The organism is Burkholderia crassaminum, assembly GCF_964265005.1.
GTDB lineage: Bacteria > Pseudomonadota > Gammaproteobacteria > Burkholderiales > Burkholderiaceae > Burkholderia.
The window spans coordinates 2194896-2212822 of sequence record NZ_OZ183799.1 but is presented as its reverse complement, the minus strand read 5'-3'; the positions used below and the strand labels follow the sequence as shown (position 1 = coordinate 2212822).

The following is a 17927-nucleotide window of genomic DNA, read 5'->3' as shown; positions in this document are numbered from 1 at the left end:
TCAAGGAGCGCGCCACTCACGTGAACAGGTTGCAATTGACGGCAAGCGTCGTCGAACGCGCACCGGTGCGATATACGCCGGCGGGTGTTCCGATCGCAAGCGCCACGTTGCATCACCGCACGGAAGTCGTCGAAGCAGGCATTCCCCGTCAGGTCGAAATGACGATCGAGGCGGTGGCGGCCGGTGAGGCGAGCGGCAGGCTGGAAAGCCGTGAAATGGGCGTCGAAACGCTGTTCACGGGCTTCCTGGCAAAGAAAAGCCGCAACGCGAGAACCTTGGTGTTTCACATCACAGCATTGCAGGACATTGGAAAGGACTGAAATCATGCCCCGCCCGACTGGTAAGAAATTCGACAAGCGTCGTCAGCAACAAAACCCGCTCTTCAAGCGCAAGAAGTTCTGCCGTTTCACGGCTGCAGGCGTCGAGCAGATCGACTACAAGGACACGGAAACGCTGAAGGACTTCATCGGCGAAAACGGCAAGATCACGCCGGCGCGTCTGACGGGTACGAAGGCGCACTATCAGCGTCAGCTCGACACGGCAATCAAGCGTGCGCGTTTCCTCGCGCTGCTGCCGTACACCGATCAGCACAAGGCGTAACTCGGCGACGCCATAAGGAGAATTCGAATGCAAATCATTCTGTTGGAAAAAGTCGCCAATCTGGGCAACCTCGGCGACATCGTCAAGGTCAAGGACGGTTACGCTCGCAACTTCCTGATCCCGAACCGCAAGGCTCGCCGTGCAACGAAGGAAGCGATCGCTGAATTCGAAGTGCGCCGCGCTGAACTCGAAAAGATCGCCGCTGAAAAGCTGGTGGCATCGCAGGCAGTCGGCGAAAAGCTGAACGGCCAGTCGTTCGAAATCACGCAGAAGTCGGGCGTTGACGGCCGTCTGTTCGGCTCGGTCACGAACGGCGACGTCGCGGAACTGCTGAAGAAGGCAGGTTTCGAAGTCGAGAAGCTGCAAGTTCGCATGCCGGAAGGCCCGCTGAAGATGATCGGCGAGCACAGCGTCCAGGTCGCGCTGCACACGGACGTCGTCGTCGACGTCACGATCAACGTGATCGGCGACCACGCGTAAGCGTACGCAAGCTTTCCGGGCGGCTTCCGTCGTCCGGACAAGGGCAGGCGCCCGGGCAACCGGGGCCTGCCTTTTTTATTGCCCGATCGCCGGAGCGGTAGCGCTACTGCGATCTATTCGCGATAATCCCAACCCATGAACGCGCCGCAAGATCCCCAAATCGAATCGCTGAAAGTCCCGCCGCATTCGGTCGAAGCCGAACAGTCGGTGCTCGGCGGCCTGTTGCTCGACAACGCGGCATGGGACCGGATTGCCGACTTCCTGTCGCAGGGCGATTTCTATCGCTACGACCACCGGATCATCTACGAGCACATCGGCCGCCTGATCGCGTCGACGCGCCCGGCCGACGTCGTGACCGTGTACGAAGCGATGGTCACGTCGGGCAAGGCCGACGACGTCGGCGGGCTCGCGTACCTGAACGCCCTTGCGCAGAACACGCCGAGCGCGGCGAACATCCGCCGCTATGCGGAAATCGTGCGCGACCGTGCGGTGCTGCGCCGGCTCGTGTCGGTCGCCGACGAAATCTCGGCAGACGCGTTCAATCCGCAGGGCAAGGAAGTCCGCCAGCTGCTCGACGAAGCCGAATCGAAGGTGTTCTCGATCGCCGAAGAGGGCGCGCGCGGCAACCAGGGCTTCCTCGAGGTCGGCCCGCTGCTCACGCAGGTCGTCGAGCGCATCGACACGCTGTACCACACCGCGAACCCGAGCGACGTCACGGGCACGCCGACGGGCTTCGTCGACCTCGACCGGATGACGTCCGGGATGCACGGCGGTGAGCTGATCATCGTCGCCGGGCGTCCGTCGATGGGCAAGACCGCGCTGTCGATGAACATCGGCGAGTACGTCGCGGTCGAGTACGGACTGCCCGTTGCGGTGTTCTCGATGGAAATGCCGGGTACCCAGCTCGTGATGCGTATGCTCGGCTCGATTGGCCGGCTCGACCAGCACCGGATGCGTACGGGTCGCCTGACCGACGAGGACTGGCCGAAGCTGACCCACGCGGTGCAGAAGATGAGCGAGGCGCAACTCTTCATCGACGAGACGGGCGGCCTGAACCCGATGGAATTGCGCTCGCGCGCGCGGCGTCTCGCGCGGCAATGCGGCAAGCTCGGTCTGATCATCGTCGACTACCTGCAGCTGATGTCGGGTTCGTCGCAAGGCGAGAACCGCGCAACCGAAATTTCGGAAATTTCACGTTCGCTGAAGAGTCTCGCCAAGGAGCTCGACGTGCCGGTGATCGCGCTGTCGCAGCTGAACCGTGGCCTCGAGCAGCGACCGAACAAGCGGCCGGTGATGTCCGATTTGCGTGAATCGGGCGCAATCGAGCAGGATGCGGACGTGATCCTGTTCATTTACCGCGACGAAGTTTACAATCCGGACAGCCCCGACAAGGGAACGGCCGAAATCATCATCGGCAAGCAGCGTAACGGTCCGATCGGCCCTGTTCGGCTCACGTTCCTGGGGCAATACACGAAGTTCGATAATTTTGCCGGGGCGCAGAACTTCCACGGCGAGTAGCGCCGGAAGTAAACCCTTATTTCGCCAAGCGTTGTATTCAATCCCGGCGCGCGCATATGCGCGCGCCGTGTCGCGATCGGAAACGGTACAATGTCGCCCGTTTTCGTGACAGTAGTTTGACAATCTCCCAGGAATCCCATGTTCGGTCGATTCATGCCCACCGAGGGCAAGTTCTTTGAACTCTTCAATGCGCACGCGAAGTACATCGTTTCCGGTGGCCGCGAGCTCGAACTGCTGATCGACAATCTCGCCGACGCCGAGATTCACAAGCAAAACGTGCAGACCGCCGAGAAGGCCGCCGACAAGCTCACGCACGAAGCGATCGATCTGCTGCACAAGACTTTCATCACGCCGCTCGATCGCGACGAGATCCACAAGCTGATCACGACGATGGACGACATCCTCGACCTGATGGAGGACGTCGCGACCGCCGTGTCGCTGTACGACGTGCAGTCGGTCACGTCCGAGGCGAGCCAACTCGCGCATATCGTCACGCAGTCGGCCCAGCACGTGCAGCAGGCAGTCGGGATGCTGTCCGACATGAAGCAGTCGGCGCAGATCCTCAAGCAATGCGAGGAGATCGACCGCTGGGAGTCGGAGGCCGATCGCGTACTGCGCGCGGCGATGTCGAAGCTGTTCCGCGAAGAAGACGACGTGAAGACGCTCATCAAGCTGAAGGCGATCTACGAGCTGCTCGAAGAGATCACCGACAAGTGCGAGGACGTCGCGAACATCATCGAAGGCATCGTGCTGGAAAACGCCTGAGCGGACCACGATGCATTCGATACAACTCGCCCTCTGGATGGTCGCGACGCTGGTGCTCGTCGCGCTCGTATTCGATTTCATGAACGGCTTTCACGACGCGGCGAACTCGATCGCCACCGTCGTGTCCACCGGGGTGCTGAAGCCCCAGCAAGCCGTGGTGTTCGCGGCGGCGTTCAACGTCATCGCGTACTTCATCTTCCACCTGAAAGTCGCGCAGACCGTCGGTAAAGGCACGATCGATCCCGAGATCGTCGACCACTACGTCGTGTTCGGCGCGCTGGTCGGTGCGATCGGCTGGAACGTAATCACGTGGTACTACGGGATTCCGTCGAGCTCGTCGCATGCGCTGATCGGCGGCCTCGTCGGCGCAGCGCTCGCCAAGTCGGGCTGGGGTTCGCTGAACATCGACGGGCTGCTGAAGACCGTCGCGTTCATCTTCATTTCGCCGCTGCTCGGCTTCATCCTCGGTTCGCTGTTCATGCTCGGCGTGTCATGGCTGTATTTCCGCACCGCGCCCAGCAAGGTCGACCGGCGCTTCCGCCGGCTGCAGCTGCTGTCGGCCGGGCTGTACAGCCTCGGCCACGGCGGCAACGACGCGCAAAAGACGATCGGCATCATCTGGATGCTGCTGATCGCGTCGGGCTACGCGTCGGCGACCGCCGATGCGCCGCCGGCGTGGGTGATCGGCGCGTGCTACCTGTCGATGGGCCTCGGCACGCTGTTCGGCGGCTGGCGCATCGTGCGCACGATGGGCCAGAAGATCACGAAGCTCAAGCCGGTCGGTGGTTTCTGTGCGGAAACCGGTGGCGCGATGACGCTGTTCCTCGCGTCGTTCCTCGGCATTCCGGTGTCGACCACGCACACGATCACCGGCGCGATCGTCGGCGTCGGCGCGACGCAGAAGCTGTCGGCCGTGCGCTGGGGTGTGGCCGGCAACATCGTATGGGCGTGGGTGCTCACGCTGCCGGCCTCCGCGCTGTTCGCGGCCGGTGGATGGTGGCTCGGGCACCAGATCTTCTGATCGACAGCACTGTCGAACGGACATGAAATGCGCCGCAAGCCGAAAGGCTGCGGCGCATTTTCTTTTGGGGCGCGGGAATGTGCGGCGAACGGCAGGTGCAGTCGCGGGTGGCCGCAGGCGAGGGCGGAACGGGCTAGTAACTTCCGTTCGCGAACCGGGCAATCGGATCGTCTGTGGTGGCGGTGCGCGGGCTGACGGGCGCGGATTGCGTCGATGCGCGCAATACCTGCACGGGGGCTGGCTCGGCGCTGCGCGGTGACGTCGCCGCGACAGCGGGCGGCGGCTCCGCATCGAATGCGGCAGCCTGGGCAGCCGTCAGCGCCGTGGTCGGAATCCGTGTGCCGACCTCGGCCGGGCCGACTGGCGCTGCATTCGCCGTCATGGCGGCGGCGCTCGTGCCGTCATTCACGGACGTTGCCTGCTGCTCAGGCGCCTGCATGCGCGGCGGCGGTTCATACGGGTCGGCCGACGCGGCCGCGGGGGCAACTGCTGCGGTCGATACGGCCTGCGCGGCCGGCATGACCGGTGCAGTTGCCTGGGTCGCGGCAGCTTGCGACGACGCATAGGCCGGCTGCCGCGGCGCGGAGGCCGTCACGACGACAGGGGCGGGCGCAACGACCGGCGCGCTGCGCGGCTCGTCGCGCTTCGCCTCGTAGGTCGGCGCATCGAACGGCGTTGGCGCCCCGCGCGGCGGCGCGACACGGCGAATGCCGTCGAAACGCTTGGCCCAGTACGGGTTCGTCAGGTAGTCGAGCCGCACGGTGCCGCCCGTCGACGGTGCGTTGACGAAGCGCAGCTTGCCGACATAGATGCCGACGTGCGAATGCGGCCGCCCGGTCGTGTTGAAGAAGATCAGGTCGCCCGGCGCCACCTGATCGGGTTCGATCGACACGCCGCGGCCGCTCATGTCGGCGGTCGTGCGCGGCAGGTTCACGTCGGCCGCACGACCGATCACGTAGCGCACGAGCCCGCTGCAGTCGAAGCCGCTCGTCGGCGTGTTGCCGCCCCAGCGATACGGGACCCCGACGAGGCTCATCGCCTGGATCGAAATTTCTTCCTGGCCGACGCTGTGATCGACGAACTTCGGGAAATTGGCGGGGGCGGGGAACGCACGCGGTGTCGTGATCTTCATGCCCGAGGCGGGGCGCGATGCCGACTGCGGCGGCACGCTGGAGCAGGCCGCAAGCAGTGAAACGACAGCAACGGGAACCCAGATTCGAAGCATGGCAAGGCGGGCGAGCGCGGTACGCTCGCGAATCGTATGACAACAGACAGACCCGATGGTAGACGCTCCGGCGGGGCTTAAGCAACCGTTCTTGAGAATTTACTTGAAGTTTCGCGCGTAAACCGGGTTGTTGCGTGACGATGTGTTACTTGTGTTTTCGACCCCAAATAAAAACGGCGCTCCGGAAACGGAGCGCCGTGTGGCGTCGACAGCCGGCCGATCGGCCGGCTTGCGGTGTTACAGGATGTCCGACGCGTAGTCGGCAAGCCGCGAGCGTTCGCCGCGCGCGAGCGTCACGTGGCCGCTGTGGCCCCAGCCCTTGAAGCGGTCGACGACGTACGTGAGCCCCGAGCTGCCTTCGGTCAGGTAAGGCGTATCGATCTGCGCGATGTTGCCGAGGCACACGATCTTCGTGCCCGGGCCCGCACGCGTGACGAGCGTCTTCATCTGCTTCGGCGTCAGGTTCTGCGCCTCGTCGATGATCAGGTACTTGTCGACGAACGTGCGCCCGCGCATGAAGTTCATGCTCTTCACCTTCAGGCGCGAACGGATCAGCTCCTGCGTCGCGGCACGCCCCCATTCGCCGGCAGCGTCGTCGGTCTTCTGCAGCACTTCGAGGTTGTCGTCGAATGCCCCCATCCACGGCTGCATCTTCTCTTCCTCGGTACCGGGCAGGAAGCCGATGTCCTCGCCGACGGGCACGGTCGCGCGCGTCACGATGATCTCGTTGTAGCGCTTGTCGTCGAGCACCTGCGCGAGGCCGGCCGCGAGCGCGACGAGCGTCTTGCCGGTACCGGCCTGGCCGAGCAGCGTGACGAAGTCGATCTCGGGGTTCATCAGCAGGTTCAGCGCGAAGTTCTGCTCGCGGTTGCGCGCGGTGATGCCCCACACGTTGTTCTTGTGGTGGCTGTAGTCGCGCAGCGTCTGCAGCAACGCCGTCTTGCCGTTCAGTTCGCGGACGATCGCATGGAACGTCGGCTCGCCGTTCTGCGGCTCGAGATAGACGAACTCGTTGACGAGCATCGACGCGACGAGCGGGCCCGTCACGCGGTAGTACGTGGTGCCCGTCTTCGTGTCCTGCCAGCTCTCCATGCCCTTCGCATGCTTGGTCCAGAAATCCTGCGGCAGTTCGCGCACGCCGTTGTACAGGAGATCCGAATCCTCGAGCACCTGGTCGTTGAAGTAGTCTTCAGCGGGCAGGCCGAGCGCATGCGCCTTGATCCGCATGTTGATGTCTTTCGACACCAGCACGACCTGGCGGTCCGGCCGGTCGCGCTGCAGCGCACGCACGACGCCGAGGATCTGGTTGTCGGCCTTGCCTTGGGGCAAGCCTTCGACAGGCGCGATGTCGGTGAGCTTCGTCTGGAAGTACAGGCGGCCGACCGCCTCGCGGCTGCCGAGGCGCGACAGCGGAATGCCGGCCGTGATCGGGCCTGCATCGGCGACCAGCGCGTCGAGCGTGCGGCTGACCTGGCGTGCGTTGCGCGCGACTTCGGACATCCCCTTCTTGTGGTTGTCGAGTTCCTCGAGCGTCATCATCGGCAGATAGACGTCGTGTTCCTCGAAGCGGAAGAGGCTGCTCGGGTCGTGCATCAGCACGTTGGTGTCGAGCACGAACAGTTTCTGCTGTTCGGCTTCGGCGGGCTTGCGGTTGCGCGACTTCGTCGCGGCGCCTGTGTCGCGCGCGGGAGCCGCGGCCGGTTTGTCGGCGGCCGGCTTGTCGTTGCGCGCGACGACCGGCGTCGCGGGTTCGGCGGGCGCCGGCATCGGCTGCAACAGTGCGGCCGTCTGTTTGGTCTTGCGACCGCGTGCGGGTGCGCTCGCGGTTTCCTGCGCCGAAGACGCGACGGCGCGCAGCGGCGCGGCCGTGTTCGCGGCTTCGATCATCGGTTGGGCCACGCTCGCCGGACCGTAGTCACCGGCTGTGGATGCGTCCCCTTCGGCGGATTTCTTCGCGGCTTTCGCGGGCCGCGCTTTCGCCTTGTATTCGTCGGGCGGCAGCAGGCTGCCGAGCTTGCTGGGGGGAGTAGGCAAAGGCATGGTGTCCCTCGGGAGGAATCGTGTCGCATGGCGTGCGCCGCTGATCGCATCCTGCGTGACGTAGACGCATGCAGTTTGCGCGCGGTGGCGCACAGGAATTTCGTCTAGCCGGTTCGCCTAAGTGTCGATCAGCTCCTTGACGGGGTGAGGGCCGGACCGAGGGCCGGCGCGCAATCCATAAAAAAAGCCGCTGCCCCGTCGACAGGGACATGCGGCTCGGCTGATACGGTCGTGATGCGCGTCAAGTGCCGGAAAGCATCGCATCGAGCACCGGCGCAGCTACGAGAAATATGGGGCGAACTGGCATTCATTGCGGCCCAATATAACGCGCCTCAAAGCGCTTGTACAGCACTTAGCACGTCGTCGACATGCCCCGGTACCTTGATGCCGCGCCATGCCTGACGGAGCACGCCGTCGGCGTCGATCAGGAACGTCGAGCGCTCGATTCCGCGTACTTCCTTGCCATACATTTTCTTCATCTTGATGACATCGAACAGCGCGCACAGCGCTTCGTCGGCATCGGAGATCAGCGGGAACGGCAGTTCGAGCTTTGCCTTGAAATTGTCATGCGAGCGCAGGCTGTCGCGCGACACGCCGATGACTTCCGCACCGGCTTTCTTGAACTTCGGATAGAGATCGCGGAACTGCAGCCCTTCGGTCGTGCAGCCCGGCGTGTTGTCCTTCGGATAGAAGTACAGCACGAGCTTCTTGCCTTTCAGGTCGGACAGCGAAATGTCGCCGCCCGTGGCCGGTGCGGTGAAATCGGGAACTTGACGGTCAACTTCGACAGACACGTGTTTCTCCTGTTGTTATGGAAAGGCGCCGCTGCGGCGGCGCGGTGCGGCGAGGCGTCGCGGCACCGCGTGGCAACGGCGCTGCGGGCGACGCCGGCTCGCGCGCGAACTCAGTCGGGCTGGACGATCAGTTCGCCGGAGCGGCCGGGGATTTCGCCCCACGTGACAGGGTACGATGGCAGCGAGTCGCGGTCCAGCGTCGCGTGGTAGTCGCCCATCGTCGCAAACGTGTGGCCTTGCGCGCGCCAGCCGGCGAGCAGTTGCTCGAACACGGGCGCGAGCTTCTGGCCTTCCAGTTCCGCATGCAGCGTGAACACCTGGTCGTGCGGATTGGTTTCGGTGAACTTGAGGATATGCGCGGCGACGTTGTGCGTGTCGACGCCGTCGATGCCGAGCACTTCGTCGAGCGTCGGCAGTGTGGTCGGCATCTGCACGTGCGACAGCGTGCGGCCATCGACGACGGGCAGGTACGGCGAATGGCCGCGCCCGTCGGATGCGTAGCGCATCCCCCATGCGTCGATCTGCTCGAACGCGGAATCGTTCATCTGCCAGCCGGCCGCGCCGTGCGTGACGGGCGGCGCGCCGAAGATCTCGATGAAGCGCGCGTGGCTTTTCTGCATTTCACGCGCGGTCCAGTCGCGATCGCGCGCGCGGACGTTGTCCTGCCAGTACACGTGATCCCACGTGTGGATCCCGCATTCGAAGCCGGCCTCGTGGATCGCGCGCATGTCGCTGACCGCACGGCGGCCGATGTCGGGGCCCGGCAGCAGCACGCCGTACATCAGCTGCTTCACGCCGTAGTGTTCGACCACCGACGTGCGCGACACCTTCTTCAGGAAGCCCGGGCGAAACACGCGCCGCAGCGCCCAGCCCGTGTGATCGGGCCCGAGGCTGAAGAGGAAGGTCGCGCGCGCACTGAAGCGGTCGAAGATGCGCGCGAGGTTCGGCACGCCTTCGCGCGTGCCGCGCAGCGTGTCGACGTCGATCTTGAGAACGATGCGAGCCAAGCGAACGTCCCGGTCAGCCTTGCTGTTCGACGAGCGCGCGCGCGTCGGCGACGTGGCCGCGATACGCTTCGAAGATGTTGCGCAGCGCGTCGTCGAACGTTGCCTGCGGCGCCCAGCCGAGCTCCTGCATCGTGTTGTCGATCTTCGGCACGCGGTTCTGCACGTCCTGGTAGCCGTTGCCGTAGTACGCGCCGGAGGTCGTCTCGACGAGCTTCACCTGCTTGGCCGAATCGGCGTACTCGGGGAATTCCGCCGCCAGTTCGAGCATCTTGTGCGCGAGCTCGCGAACCGAGAAGTTGTTCTTCGGATTCCCGATGTTGTAGATCTTGCCCGATGCGACGCCGTTCGCGTTGTCGATGATCTTCATCAGCGCGCTGATGCCGTCGCCGATGTCGGTGAACGCGCGTTTCTGCGAGCCGCCGTCGACGAGGCTGATGTTCTCGCCGCGCACGATGTGGCCGAGGAACTGCGTGACCACGCGCGAGCTGCCTTCCTTCGGCGTGTAGATCGAGTCGAGGCCCGGGCCGATCCAGTTGAACGGGCGGAACAGCGTGAAGTTCAGGCCTTCCATCCCGTAGCCCCAGATCACGCGGTCCATCAACTGCTTCGAGCACGCGTAGATCCAGCGCGGCTTGTTGATCGGGCCGTAGGTGAGCGCCGACGCATCCGGGTCGAACTGCTCGTCCGAGCACATGCCGTAGACCTCGGAGGTCGACGGGAACACGAGGTGCTTGCCGTACTTGACGGCCGAACGCACGATCGGCAGGTTCGCCTCGAAGTCGAGTTCGAATACGCGCAGCGGCTGCTGGACGTAGGTGGCAGGCGTCGCGATCGCGACGAGCGGCAGGATCACGTCGCACTTCTTCACGTGATACTCGACCCACTCCTTGTTGATCGTGATGTCGCCTTCGAAGAAATGCATCCGTTCGTGGTTGACGAGATCGCCAAGCCGGTCGGTCTGCATGTCCATGCCGAACACTTCCCAATCGGTGGTTTCAAGAATGCGCTTCGACAGGTGATGGCCGATGAAGCCGTTCACACCCAGGATCAGGACTTTTTTTGCTTTCATGAATGACGGGAAGAATGAATGAACTGCGCGAATTCCGCGGGCGTCACGACGGTTTCGCTGCCGTCGCGCTGCTGCCACAGCTCGAGAATGGATAGGGCGCGGCTGTCGCCGCAGACGCCGAATAGCGCATTATCGCTTACGTGCAGGCCGGGCGGCAAATCTGCCGCGGCCGCCGCCGCCGCGCTGCCGGGCGCCGCGAGGCGCGCGCGCGCGATCACGAAACGCGTGCCGTCGACGTCCGTGAACGCGCCCGGATACGGGGGCGCGACCGCGCGCACCAGGTTGTAGACCTGCGCGGCCGGCTTCGACCAGTCGATCCGGCCGTCTTCGGGCTTGCGCCCGCCGTAGTAGCTGCCGGTCGCGAGATCATTCGGCAGGTGCGGCGCTTCGCCCGCGAGCAGCGCGGGCAGGACGCGCCAGAGCGTCTGCTCGGCGGCCACCGTGACCTTGTCGAACACCTGCGTGGCCGTGTCGTCCGGCAGGATCGGCACCGCGGTCTGGCCGATGATCGCGCCCGCGTCGGGTTTCGCCGCCATCTCGTGCAGCGTCGCGCCGGTTTCGGTTTCACCGTTCAGCACGGCCCAGTTGGTCGGTACCCGACCCCGGTATTTTGGCAGCAGCGAACCATGCATGTTAAACGCGCCGCGCGGTGCGATCGCGAGCAGGTCCACCGGCAGCATGTGCCGGTAGTAGAACGAGAAGATGAAGTCCGGCTGCGCGTCGGATACCGCGCGGCGCAGCGCCGGATCGGCGGGGTCGGCCGGTGTGACGACCGGAATGCCGTGCTCGGCCGCAATCGACGCGACGCTGCCGAACCAGATGTTCTCGTTCGGGTTGTCCTCGTGCGTGACGACGAGCGCGACGTCGACGCCGCGCGCGAGCAGTACCTGCAGGCATCGCACGCCGACGTTGTGATACGCGAAGACGACCGCGCGCGGCTTCATTGCCCGGCTCCCGCGCGGTTCGCGCCGGCCGGCACCGGCGGCACGCCGTCGTGCTGCTCGAGCACGGCCTGGATCAGGTAGCGCGGCCGTGCGCGCACCTGCTGGTAGATGCGGCCGACGTATTCGCCGAGCAGGCCGAGCGCGAAGATGATCACGCCGAGCAGGAAGAACGTGATGGCGAACAGCGTGAACACGCCTTGCACTTCCGCGCCGACGATGAAGCGGCGCACGAGCAGCAGCACGAACAGCGCGGCGGAGCCGAGCGACAGGATCACGCCGATGAACGACAGCCATTGCAGCGGCACGACCGAGAAGCCGGTCACGAGGTCGAAGTTCAGCCGGATCAGGCTGTACAGCGAGTACTTCGATTCGCCGGCGAAGCGCTCTTCGTGCGCGACCTCGATTTCGGTCGGTTTCTGCGCGAACGTATAGGCGAGCGCGGGGATGAACGTGTTGACTTCGCCGCACACGTTGATTGTGTCGATGATGCGGCGGCTGTACGCGCGCAGCATGCAGCCCTGGTCGGTCATCTTGATGCGCGTGATGCGCTCGCGCAGCCGGTTCATCATCTGCGACGCCTTGCGCCGCCACAGGCTGTCCTGGCGCTGCTTGCGGATCGAGCCGACGTAGTCGTAGCCCTCGCGCATCTTCGCGATCAGCTTGCCGATTTCCTCGGGCGGGTTCTGCAGGTCGGCGTCGAGCGTGATGACGATCTCGCCGCGCGACTGCGCGAAGCCCGCGAGGATGGCCATGTGCTGGCCGTAGTTGCCGTTGAGCAGCACGACGCGCGTCGTGTCGGGCCGTACGTGGAACTGATCGGCGAGCATGGCCGCCGAGCGGTCGCGGCTGCCGTCGTTGATCAGGATCACTTCGTATGACGTGTCGAGTGCGTCGAGCGCCGGATACAGCCGCGCGAACAGCGCGGCGAGGCCGTCTTCCTCGTTGTACACGGGGATGATGATCGATACTTCGGGCCGGCCGGCGTCCAGGTGCCCGGCGCCCGGATGCCCGGCGCGTGCTTCAAGGTGACTCATGTACGCTTATTTTCCGTATTGTTCGCAAATCTGGTTGATGGCGTCGACCACGCGACGCACGTCGCCTTCCGTCATCTGCGTGAAGAGCGGCAGCGTGACGGTCGACGCGCCGTACCGTTCGGCGTGGGGGAACATGCCCTCCTTGAAGCCGCGCGCCCGGTACAGCGTGAAAAGATGGATCGCCGGGTAGTGGATGCCCGTGCCGATGCCGCGTTCCTTCAGTTGCGCCATGAACTCGGCGCGCGTGATCGTCAGCCGCTCGAGCGGCAGCGTGATCAGGAACATGTGCCAGTTGCTGTTCTCGAAGTCGGCAACCGGCAGGCCGACGCCGAGCTTCACGGCCGCGCTGCCGTCGAACGCGTCGAAATACGCACGGGCGAGCGTGCGGCGCTGCGCAGTGAAGCGGTCGAGGTGCGGCAGCTGGCCGAGGCCGACGCGGGCGGCGACGTCGGTCAGGTTGTACTTGCCGCCGAGCACGTCGCAGTCCATCCCGTCGAAGCCGGTGCGCGTGATGCCCTGCAACCGGTACTTCTGCGCGAGCGTCGCTTCGTCCTCGTTGTTCAGCACGAGCGCGCCGCCTTCGATCGTCGTCAGGTTCTTGTTCGCGTGGAAGCTGAACGACACGATGTCGCCGATCGCGCCGATGCGCTTGCCGTTCCACGTCGAACCGAACGCCTGCGCGGCGTCTTCGATCACGCGCAGCTTGTGTGCGCGCGCGATCGCGTACAGGCGGTCCATGTCGACCGGCAGGCCGGACAGGAACACGGGGATGATCGCCTTCGTGCGCGGCGTGATCGCCTGCTCGAGCTTGTCGAGGTCGATGTTGCGCGTGACGGGATCGATGTCGGCGAACACGGGCGTCGCGCCCGTTTCGATGATCACGTTGCTGGTCGAGACCCACGACGCCGGCGTCGTGATGACCTCGTCACCGGCACCGACACCCGCGATGCGCAGGCCGATCTCGAGCGTGCAGGTGCCCGAATTGAACGCGCGGACCGGACGGCCGCCGCAGTACTCGGACAGCGCCGCTTCGAATTTCTGGCTCTGCGGACCGGTGGTGATCCAGCCCGAGCGCAGCACTTCGACGACGCCCTGGATGGTTTCCTCATCGATCTCAGGGCGGGTGAACGGCAGAAACGGAGCGGTAGTCTGGCTCATGAACGCGTTGGCCTGTAATGGCGTGTAATAAAAGGGTCGGGCGATCCCGCCCGAAACCGGCATTAAACACCGGTTGGCGGATTCGCACCGTGATTTTTTGTAGGCAGCCGCTTAACGCGGCGAGGCGTGCTCAGCTTCGCGCGAGCACCAGCACCCCGATCAGGATGATGCCGATGCCGATGAGCCGCTGGACCGACAGCACCTCGCCGAACAGGTACCAGGCCGCGAACGCGTTGACGACGTAGCCGAGCGACAGCATCGGGTACGCGATCGACACATCGACCCGCGACAGCCCGAGAATCCAGACCACGACGCTCAGCACGTAGCAGCCGAGGCCGCCGATGATCGGCAACTGGGTCGCGATCTTCAGGCCGACCGGAATGATGTTCGCACGGCTGAATTCGAAGTGCCCGACGGCGTTGACGCCGGCTTTCAGCAGAAGTTGCGCAACGGCGTTGAGCATCACGCCGGTGATGATGCAGACGAGTGAAACGGGATTCATGCGGCAGGCGTCCTTACGATTGCGGTTTCTCGACGATCACGCGACGGTTGTCGCGCGCAATCACGCGCATCGGCACGTCTTGCTTGACCAGGGTGTCGTACTGGCCGGGCGACATGATCGCGAGCGCATGGGTTTCCTGCTTCCAGCGCGTGATCCATTCGTCGACGGTCGGAATCCACTTGTTCGGCTCCATCGAGATCCCGAACCCGAGCTCGTCCTGGCGCTGGACCATGATCGTCGTGTGACCCATATAGAACGGGAACGTGTGATCGAGCATCTCGACCGAGTAGAACGGCGTGTCGGGCGGCAGTTTCGCCAGTTCGGCGCGCACCGCCGGCGCGAGCAGCGCGCCCGAGCTGTAGCGGCCGAATTCGTCGTGCCCGGTGCCGCCGATCGTGCCGAAGGCGAGCCACGCGGCGCCGAACGCCGCGATTGCGGCCGCGACGCCCATGCGGCGATTCAGCCATGCGGCCGCGAGCGTCAGCGCGGCCGAGACCGCGAGGCCCGCGTACAGCCACATCTGGAACGCGCGGTACAGCGCGTTCGGCGTGCGTGCGTCGCCCAGGTACGCGAGGGAGATGAGCCCGAACGCCGCGACGACGAAGAACACGAGGTAGCCGAGCAGGTGGCGACGGAACCGGTCGGCGGTCATCAGCGGCAGGTACGCGCCGATGATCAGCGCGAGCGCCGGCGCGACCGGCAGCACGTACGAGATCAGCTTCGAATGCGACGCGCTGAAGAACAGGAAGATGAATGCGCTCCAGATCAGCAGCACGAGCATCGGCGAGAAGCCGTTCGGCTGGCGCGGCATCCGCAGCGCATGGCGGATGCTCTGCCACGCGATCGACAGCCACGGCAGGAAGCCGACCAGCAGCACGGGCACGAAGTAGTAGAGCGGGCCCGGGCGGTTCTGTTCCGGGGTCAGGTACCGGCGGAACTGCTGGACGATGAAGAAGAAGTTGAAGAATTCGGGGTTGCGCTGCTGGACGAGCACGAACCACGGCGTGACGATCGCGAAGAAGATCACGAGGCCGCTCACCAGGTACAGGCGCTTCCAGAGCGCCCAGTCGCGCGCGATCAGCGTATAGAGCACGAGCACGGCGCCGGGGAGGATCAGGCCGACGAGGCCCTTGGACAGCACCGCGAACGCCATCGCGGCCCAGCACGCCCACATCCAGCCGCGCACCGCGGCCGGACGCAGCCCGGGCCGTTGCGCGAGCAGCAGCGAGCAGAGCGACAGCGCCATCCAGAACGCGAGCCCCATGTCGAGCGCGTTGAAGTGGCCCATCAGGTTCCAGTACGGCGAACACGCGAGCACGACGGCCGCGAGGAAGCCCGACAGCGGGTTGAACAGGCGCGCGCCGGTGTAGCCGACGAGCAGCACGCCGGCGAAGCTCGCAACAGCCGTGTAGAGGCGCGCCTGCCATTCGCCGATGCCGAACCACGCGAACGTGAGCGCGTTCAGCCAGGTCTGCAGCGGCGGCTTCTCGAAGTATTTGTAGCCGTTGTAGCGCGGCGTGATCCAGTCGCCGGTGACGAACATCTCGCGCGCCATTTCCGCGTAGCGGCCTTCGTCGCTCGGGATCAGGTGGCGCAGCCCGAGCGGCGCGAACCAGACGATCGCGAGCGCGACGACGAGGAGGACGAGCGTGATGCGATTGAGCGGTAGCCTCGACGGCGTATCGTTCATGGATTTTCAGCCTGTTGGTTGTTGTGACGGGCCGCCGGCGGGTTGCGCCGGGGGCGGGCGGCCTGGCCGGGCCGATCGGGGGGGATCGACCCGCTGCGCCGGCCCGAGTTTTACCGCATCGGGGATTAACGTTCAATTAAGAGCGCGGCGGCGACCTTGCGACCCTCGGCCATCAGGATGTTGTAGGTGCGGCAGGCGGCCTGGAAATCCATCGTCTCGACGCCGATCCGCTTGGCCGTGAGCGCCGCGACGAGCCGTGGGTGCGGGAAGCGCAGCCGCGCGCCGCTGCCGAAGATCACGAGTTCGGGCGTCGGGTCGAGCAGCATCGCGAAGTGCTCGGGCGCGAGCGCGTCGAACGACGACACGGGCCACGGCTGGACCGGCACGCCGGGCAGCACGATGACGCTCGTTTCATGGCGTTCGAGATTGACGTCGACATAATCGGGGCCGTAGCCGGTGACGGTGTTGAGCGCGCCGCTCGCGTCCTGGTGCAGTTTCAAATCGGTATTCCGCGGTTCCGTAGGGGGAATGTGTCGCAGGGCCACACGGGCCCGGATGGCCGGTTTCGCTCGCCTGCGCACGCGGGACGCCTGACGGCGTGGGCCCGGCGCGGCTATGGTGCATTGCGAAAGTCGGCCAAAATCCGCTAAATTATAACTTTTTGGTCGCCCCCGGGCGCCACTTGCGTCGCGCGTCGCCACAAGCCGCGCCCGACCGCCCGCTTTTTCCCAGTCTAGACAGCGCGCACAGACCGGCCGCTTTCCAGTTTTGATCCCGTCCCCCCCGGCCGCAAGGCCAACCCAGGAACCGTGTCGTCGTGAAACCGATTCAGAAGTCGAACAAGCTGCTCAACGTCTGCTACGACATCCGTGGCCCGGTGCTCGAGCACGCGAAGCGCCTCGAGGAAGAAGGCCACCGCATCATCAAGCTGAACATCGGCAACCTCGCGCCGTTCGGTTTCGACGCGCCGGACGAGATCATCCAGGACATGATCCGCAACCTGCCGACGTCGTCCGGCTATTCGGATTCGAAGGGCGTGTTCTCGGCGCGCAAGGCTGTGATGCACTACACGCAGGAAAAGGGCGTCGTGGGCGTCGGCCTCGACGACATCTACATCGGCAACGGCGCGTCCGAGCTGATCGTGATGGCGACCCAGGCGCTCTTGAACGACGGCGACGAAGTGCTGCTGCCCGCGCCCGACTACCCGCTGTGGACGGCGGCGGTCAGCCTGTCGGGCGGCACGCCGGTGCATTACATCTGCGACGAGCAGAACGCCTGGATGCCCGATCTCGACGACATCCGCCGCAAGATCACGCCGAACACGAAGGCGATCGTCGTGATCAACCCGAACAACCCGACGGGTGCGCTTTATTCAGACGAATTGCTGCTCGAACTGCTCGAGATCGCGCGCCAGCACGGGCTGATCGTCTTCGCCGACGAGGTGTACGACAAGATCGTCTACGACGGCCTCGAGCACACGGCGCTGGGTTCGCTGTCAGAGGACGTGATTACCGTCACGTTCAACAGCCTGTCGAAGAGCTATCGCTCGTGCGGCTACCGGGCGGGCTGGATGGCCGTGTCGGGCCTGGGCGGCGACAACCGCCGGCGCGCGAACGACTACCTCGAGGGGCTCGGCATCCTGTCGTCGATGCGCCTGTGCGCGAACGTGCCCGGGCAGTTCGCGATCCAGACGGCGCTCGGCGGCTACCAGAGCATCAACGAGCTGATCGTGCCGAGCGGGCGCCTGTACAAGCAGCGCGAGCTCGCGTACGACATGCTCACGTCGATCCCGGGCGTGACCTGCGTGAAGCCGCAGGCCGCGCTGTACATGTTCCCGCGCCTCGACCCGAAGCTTTATCCGATCCAGAACGACCAGCAGTTCATTCTCGACCTGTTGCTCGAGGAGCGCGTACTGCTCGTGCAGGGCACGGGCTTCAACTGGACGACGCCGGACCACTTCCGCGTGGTCTTCCTGCCGAACCTCGACGACCTGACCGATTCGATCAACCGGATCGCACGCTTCCTCGACGGCTACCGCAAGCGCCATTCGGCCTGAGCGGCGAGACCACACGGCACTCAC

Annotated in this window: 18 protein-coding genes and 1 pseudogene; 8 read left to right on the top strand and 11 right to left on the bottom strand. The window is 65.0% G+C overall.

Annotation, left to right across the window (positions count from 1 at the left end):
• The first annotated feature begins 20 nt into the window (after nt 1–20).
• The 6 genes from priB to ACPTTF_RS10160 all read left to right on the top strand — a co-directional run bounded on the left by priB (nt 21) and on the right by ACPTTF_RS10160 (nt 4384).
• A complete protein-coding gene (gene priB, locus ACPTTF_RS10185) occupies nt 21–320 on the top strand; it encodes a primosomal replication protein N (RefSeq protein ID WP_011657069.1) in 300 nt (99 codons plus the stop codon).
• A 4-nt stretch (nt 321–324) separates the two neighbouring features.
• Nucleotides 325–600 (top strand): 30S ribosomal protein S18, encoded by a 276-nt coding sequence (gene rpsR / locus ACPTTF_RS10180; RefSeq protein WP_006486248.1) that lies wholly within the window; start codon nt 325–327, stop codon nt 598–600.
• 27 nt (nt 601–627) lie between these two features.
• On the top strand, nt 628–1080 hold the full coding sequence (gene rplI, locus ACPTTF_RS10175; protein ID WP_166965830.1) for a 50S ribosomal protein L9: 453 nt from the start codon (nt 628–630) through the stop codon (nt 1078–1080).
• A gap of 135 nt (nt 1081–1215) precedes the next feature.
• A complete protein-coding gene (locus ACPTTF_RS10170; protein ID WP_048246838.1) occupies nt 1216–2598 on the top strand; it encodes a replicative DNA helicase in 1383 nt (460 codons plus the stop codon).
• A gap of 138 nt (nt 2599–2736) precedes the next feature.
• Nucleotides 2737–3363 carry a DUF47 domain-containing protein gene (locus ACPTTF_RS10165; RefSeq protein ID WP_166965829.1) on the top strand — a complete coding sequence of 209 codons (627 nt, stop codon included), beginning with the start codon at nt 2737–2739 and terminating at the stop codon, nt 3361–3363.
• A 10-nt stretch (nt 3364–3373) separates the two neighbouring features.
• Complete coding sequence (locus tag ACPTTF_RS10160) at nt 3374–4384, top strand: inorganic phosphate transporter (RefSeq protein ID WP_423371101.1); 1011 nt, start codon at nt 3374–3376, stop codon at nt 4382–4384.
• A 133-nt stretch (nt 4385–4517) separates the two neighbouring features.
• Here the strand turns inward: ACPTTF_RS10160 and ACPTTF_RS10155 are convergent, their stop codons facing one another.
• Complete coding sequence (locus tag ACPTTF_RS10155; protein WP_423371100.1) at nt 4518–5609, bottom strand: NlpC/P60 family protein; 1092 nt, start codon at nt 5607–5609, stop codon at nt 4518–4520.
• Nucleotides 5610–5846: 237 nt separating this feature from the next.
• Nucleotides 5847–7649: a PhoH family protein gene (locus ACPTTF_RS10150; protein WP_166965825.1), complete on the bottom strand. Its 1803-nt coding sequence runs from the start codon at nt 7647–7649 to the stop codon at nt 5847–5849.
• On the opposite strand from ACPTTF_RS10150, the pseudogene ACPTTF_RS10145 reads away from it, so the two are divergent.
• Nucleotides 7545–7789, top strand: a pseudogene (locus ACPTTF_RS10145) (hypothetical protein); the annotation flags it as partial. The gene ACPTTF_RS10150 and the pseudogene ACPTTF_RS10145 overlap by 105 nt on opposite strands.
• Nucleotides 7790–7981: 192 nt before the next feature.
• Here ACPTTF_RS10145 and ACPTTF_RS10140 read toward each other — a convergent pair.
• The 9 genes from ACPTTF_RS10140 to ACPTTF_RS10100 all read right to left on the bottom strand — a co-directional run bounded on the left by ACPTTF_RS10140 (nt 7982) and on the right by ACPTTF_RS10100 (nt 16347).
• On the bottom strand, nt 7982–8443 hold the full coding sequence (locus tag ACPTTF_RS10140; RefSeq protein WP_006756046.1) for a peroxiredoxin: 462 nt from the start codon (nt 8441–8443) through the stop codon (nt 7982–7984).
• Nucleotides 8444–8553: 110 nt separating this feature from the next.
• The gene (locus tag ACPTTF_RS10135) at nt 8554–9450 is read right to left on the bottom strand and encodes a polysaccharide deacetylase family protein (RefSeq protein ID WP_166965823.1); all 897 of its coding nucleotides are present in this window, start codon (nt 9448–9450) and stop codon (nt 8554–8556) included.
• A 13-nt stretch (nt 9451–9463) separates the two neighbouring features.
• A complete protein-coding gene (locus tag ACPTTF_RS10130; protein ID WP_166965822.1) occupies nt 9464–10519 on the bottom strand; it encodes a bifunctional UDP-4-keto-pentose/UDP-xylose synthase in 1056 nt (351 codons plus the stop codon).
• Nucleotides 10516–11463 carry a formyltransferase gene (locus tag ACPTTF_RS10125; RefSeq protein WP_423371099.1) on the bottom strand — a complete coding sequence of 316 codons (948 nt, stop codon included), beginning with the start codon at nt 11461–11463 and terminating at the stop codon, nt 10516–10518. Before ACPTTF_RS10125 ends, ACPTTF_RS10130 begins: the two co-directional genes overlap by 4 nt.
• On the bottom strand, nt 11460–12497 hold the full coding sequence (locus ACPTTF_RS10120; protein ID WP_423371098.1) for a glycosyltransferase: 1038 nt from the start codon (nt 12495–12497) through the stop codon (nt 11460–11462). The genes ACPTTF_RS10125 and ACPTTF_RS10120 overlap by 4 nt, the downstream gene beginning before the upstream one ends.
• A 6-nt stretch (nt 12498–12503) precedes the next feature.
• Entirely contained in the window at nt 12504–13655 is a 1152-nt protein-coding gene (locus ACPTTF_RS10115) for a DegT/DnrJ/EryC1/StrS family aminotransferase (RefSeq protein WP_423371097.1), read from the bottom strand.
• A gap of 130 nt (nt 13656–13785) precedes the next feature.
• Entirely contained in the window at nt 13786–14157 is a 372-nt protein-coding gene (locus tag ACPTTF_RS10110) for an SMR family transporter (RefSeq protein WP_166965816.1), read from the bottom strand.
• Between the two features lie 13 nt (nt 14158–14170).
• Nucleotides 14171–15847, bottom strand: a complete 1677-nt coding sequence (locus ACPTTF_RS10105) for a glycosyltransferase family 39 protein (protein ID WP_166965814.1) — start codon at nt 15845–15847, stop codon at nt 14171–14173.
• A gap of 125 nt (nt 15848–15972) precedes the next feature.
• Nucleotides 15973–16347: an Mth938-like domain-containing protein gene (locus ACPTTF_RS10100; protein WP_166965812.1), complete on the bottom strand. Its 375-nt coding sequence runs from the start codon at nt 16345–16347 to the stop codon at nt 15973–15975.
• Between the two features lie 317 nt (nt 16348–16664).
• Here ACPTTF_RS10100 and ACPTTF_RS10095 point away from each other — a divergent pair, with 317 nt between their 5' ends.
• Nucleotides 16665–17903 carry a pyridoxal phosphate-dependent aminotransferase gene (locus ACPTTF_RS10095; protein ID WP_423371096.1) on the top strand — a complete coding sequence of 413 codons (1239 nt, stop codon included), beginning with the start codon at nt 16665–16667 and terminating at the stop codon, nt 17901–17903.
• Nucleotides 17904–17927: the final 24 nt, after the last annotated feature.

What these genes read in the sequence shown, in the direction of transcription:
- ACPTTF_RS10130 (WP_166965822.1), bottom strand. Translation starts at nt 10,519, where the DNA reads ATGAAAGCAAAAAAAGTCCTGATCCTGGGTGTGAACGGCTTCATCGGC.
- ACPTTF_RS10165 (WP_166965829.1), top strand. Translation starts at nt 2,737, where the DNA reads ATGTTCGGTCGATTCATGCCCACCGAGGGCAAGTTCTTTGAACTCTTC.
- ACPTTF_RS10120 (WP_423371098.1), bottom strand. Translation starts at nt 12,497, where the DNA reads ATGAGTCACCTTGAAGCACGCGCCGGGCATCCGGGCGCCGGGCACCTG.
- ACPTTF_RS10105 (WP_166965814.1), bottom strand. Translation starts at nt 15,847, where the DNA reads ATGAACGATACGCCGTCGAGGCTACCGCTCAATCGCATCACGCTCGTC.
- rplI (WP_166965830.1), top strand. Translation starts at nt 628, where the DNA reads ATGCAAATCATTCTGTTGGAAAAAGTCGCCAATCTGGGCAACCTCGGC.
- ACPTTF_RS10115 (WP_423371097.1), bottom strand. Translation starts at nt 13,655, where the DNA reads ATGAGCCAGACTACCGCTCCGTTTCTGCCGTTCACCCGCCCTGAGATC.
- ACPTTF_RS10110 (WP_166965816.1), bottom strand. Translation starts at nt 14,157, where the DNA reads ATGAATCCCGTTTCACTCGTCTGCATCATCACCGGCGTGATGCTCAAC.
- ACPTTF_RS10170 (WP_048246838.1), top strand. Translation starts at nt 1,216, where the DNA reads ATGAACGCGCCGCAAGATCCCCAAATCGAATCGCTGAAAGTCCCGCCG.
- rpsR (WP_006486248.1), top strand. Translation starts at nt 325, where the DNA reads ATGCCCCGCCCGACTGGTAAGAAATTCGACAAGCGTCGTCAGCAACAA.
- ACPTTF_RS10160 (WP_423371101.1), top strand. Translation starts at nt 3,374, where the DNA reads ATGCATTCGATACAACTCGCCCTCTGGATGGTCGCGACGCTGGTGCTC.
- ACPTTF_RS10155 (WP_423371100.1), bottom strand. Translation starts at nt 5,609, where the DNA reads ATGCTTCGAATCTGGGTTCCCGTTGCTGTCGTTTCACTGCTTGCGGCC.
- ACPTTF_RS10150 (WP_166965825.1), bottom strand. Translation starts at nt 7,649, where the DNA reads ATGCCTTTGCCTACTCCCCCCAGCAAGCTCGGCAGCCTGCTGCCGCCC.
- ACPTTF_RS10125 (WP_423371099.1), bottom strand. Translation starts at nt 11,463, where the DNA reads ATGAAGCCGCGCGCGGTCGTCTTCGCGTATCACAACGTCGGCGTGCGA.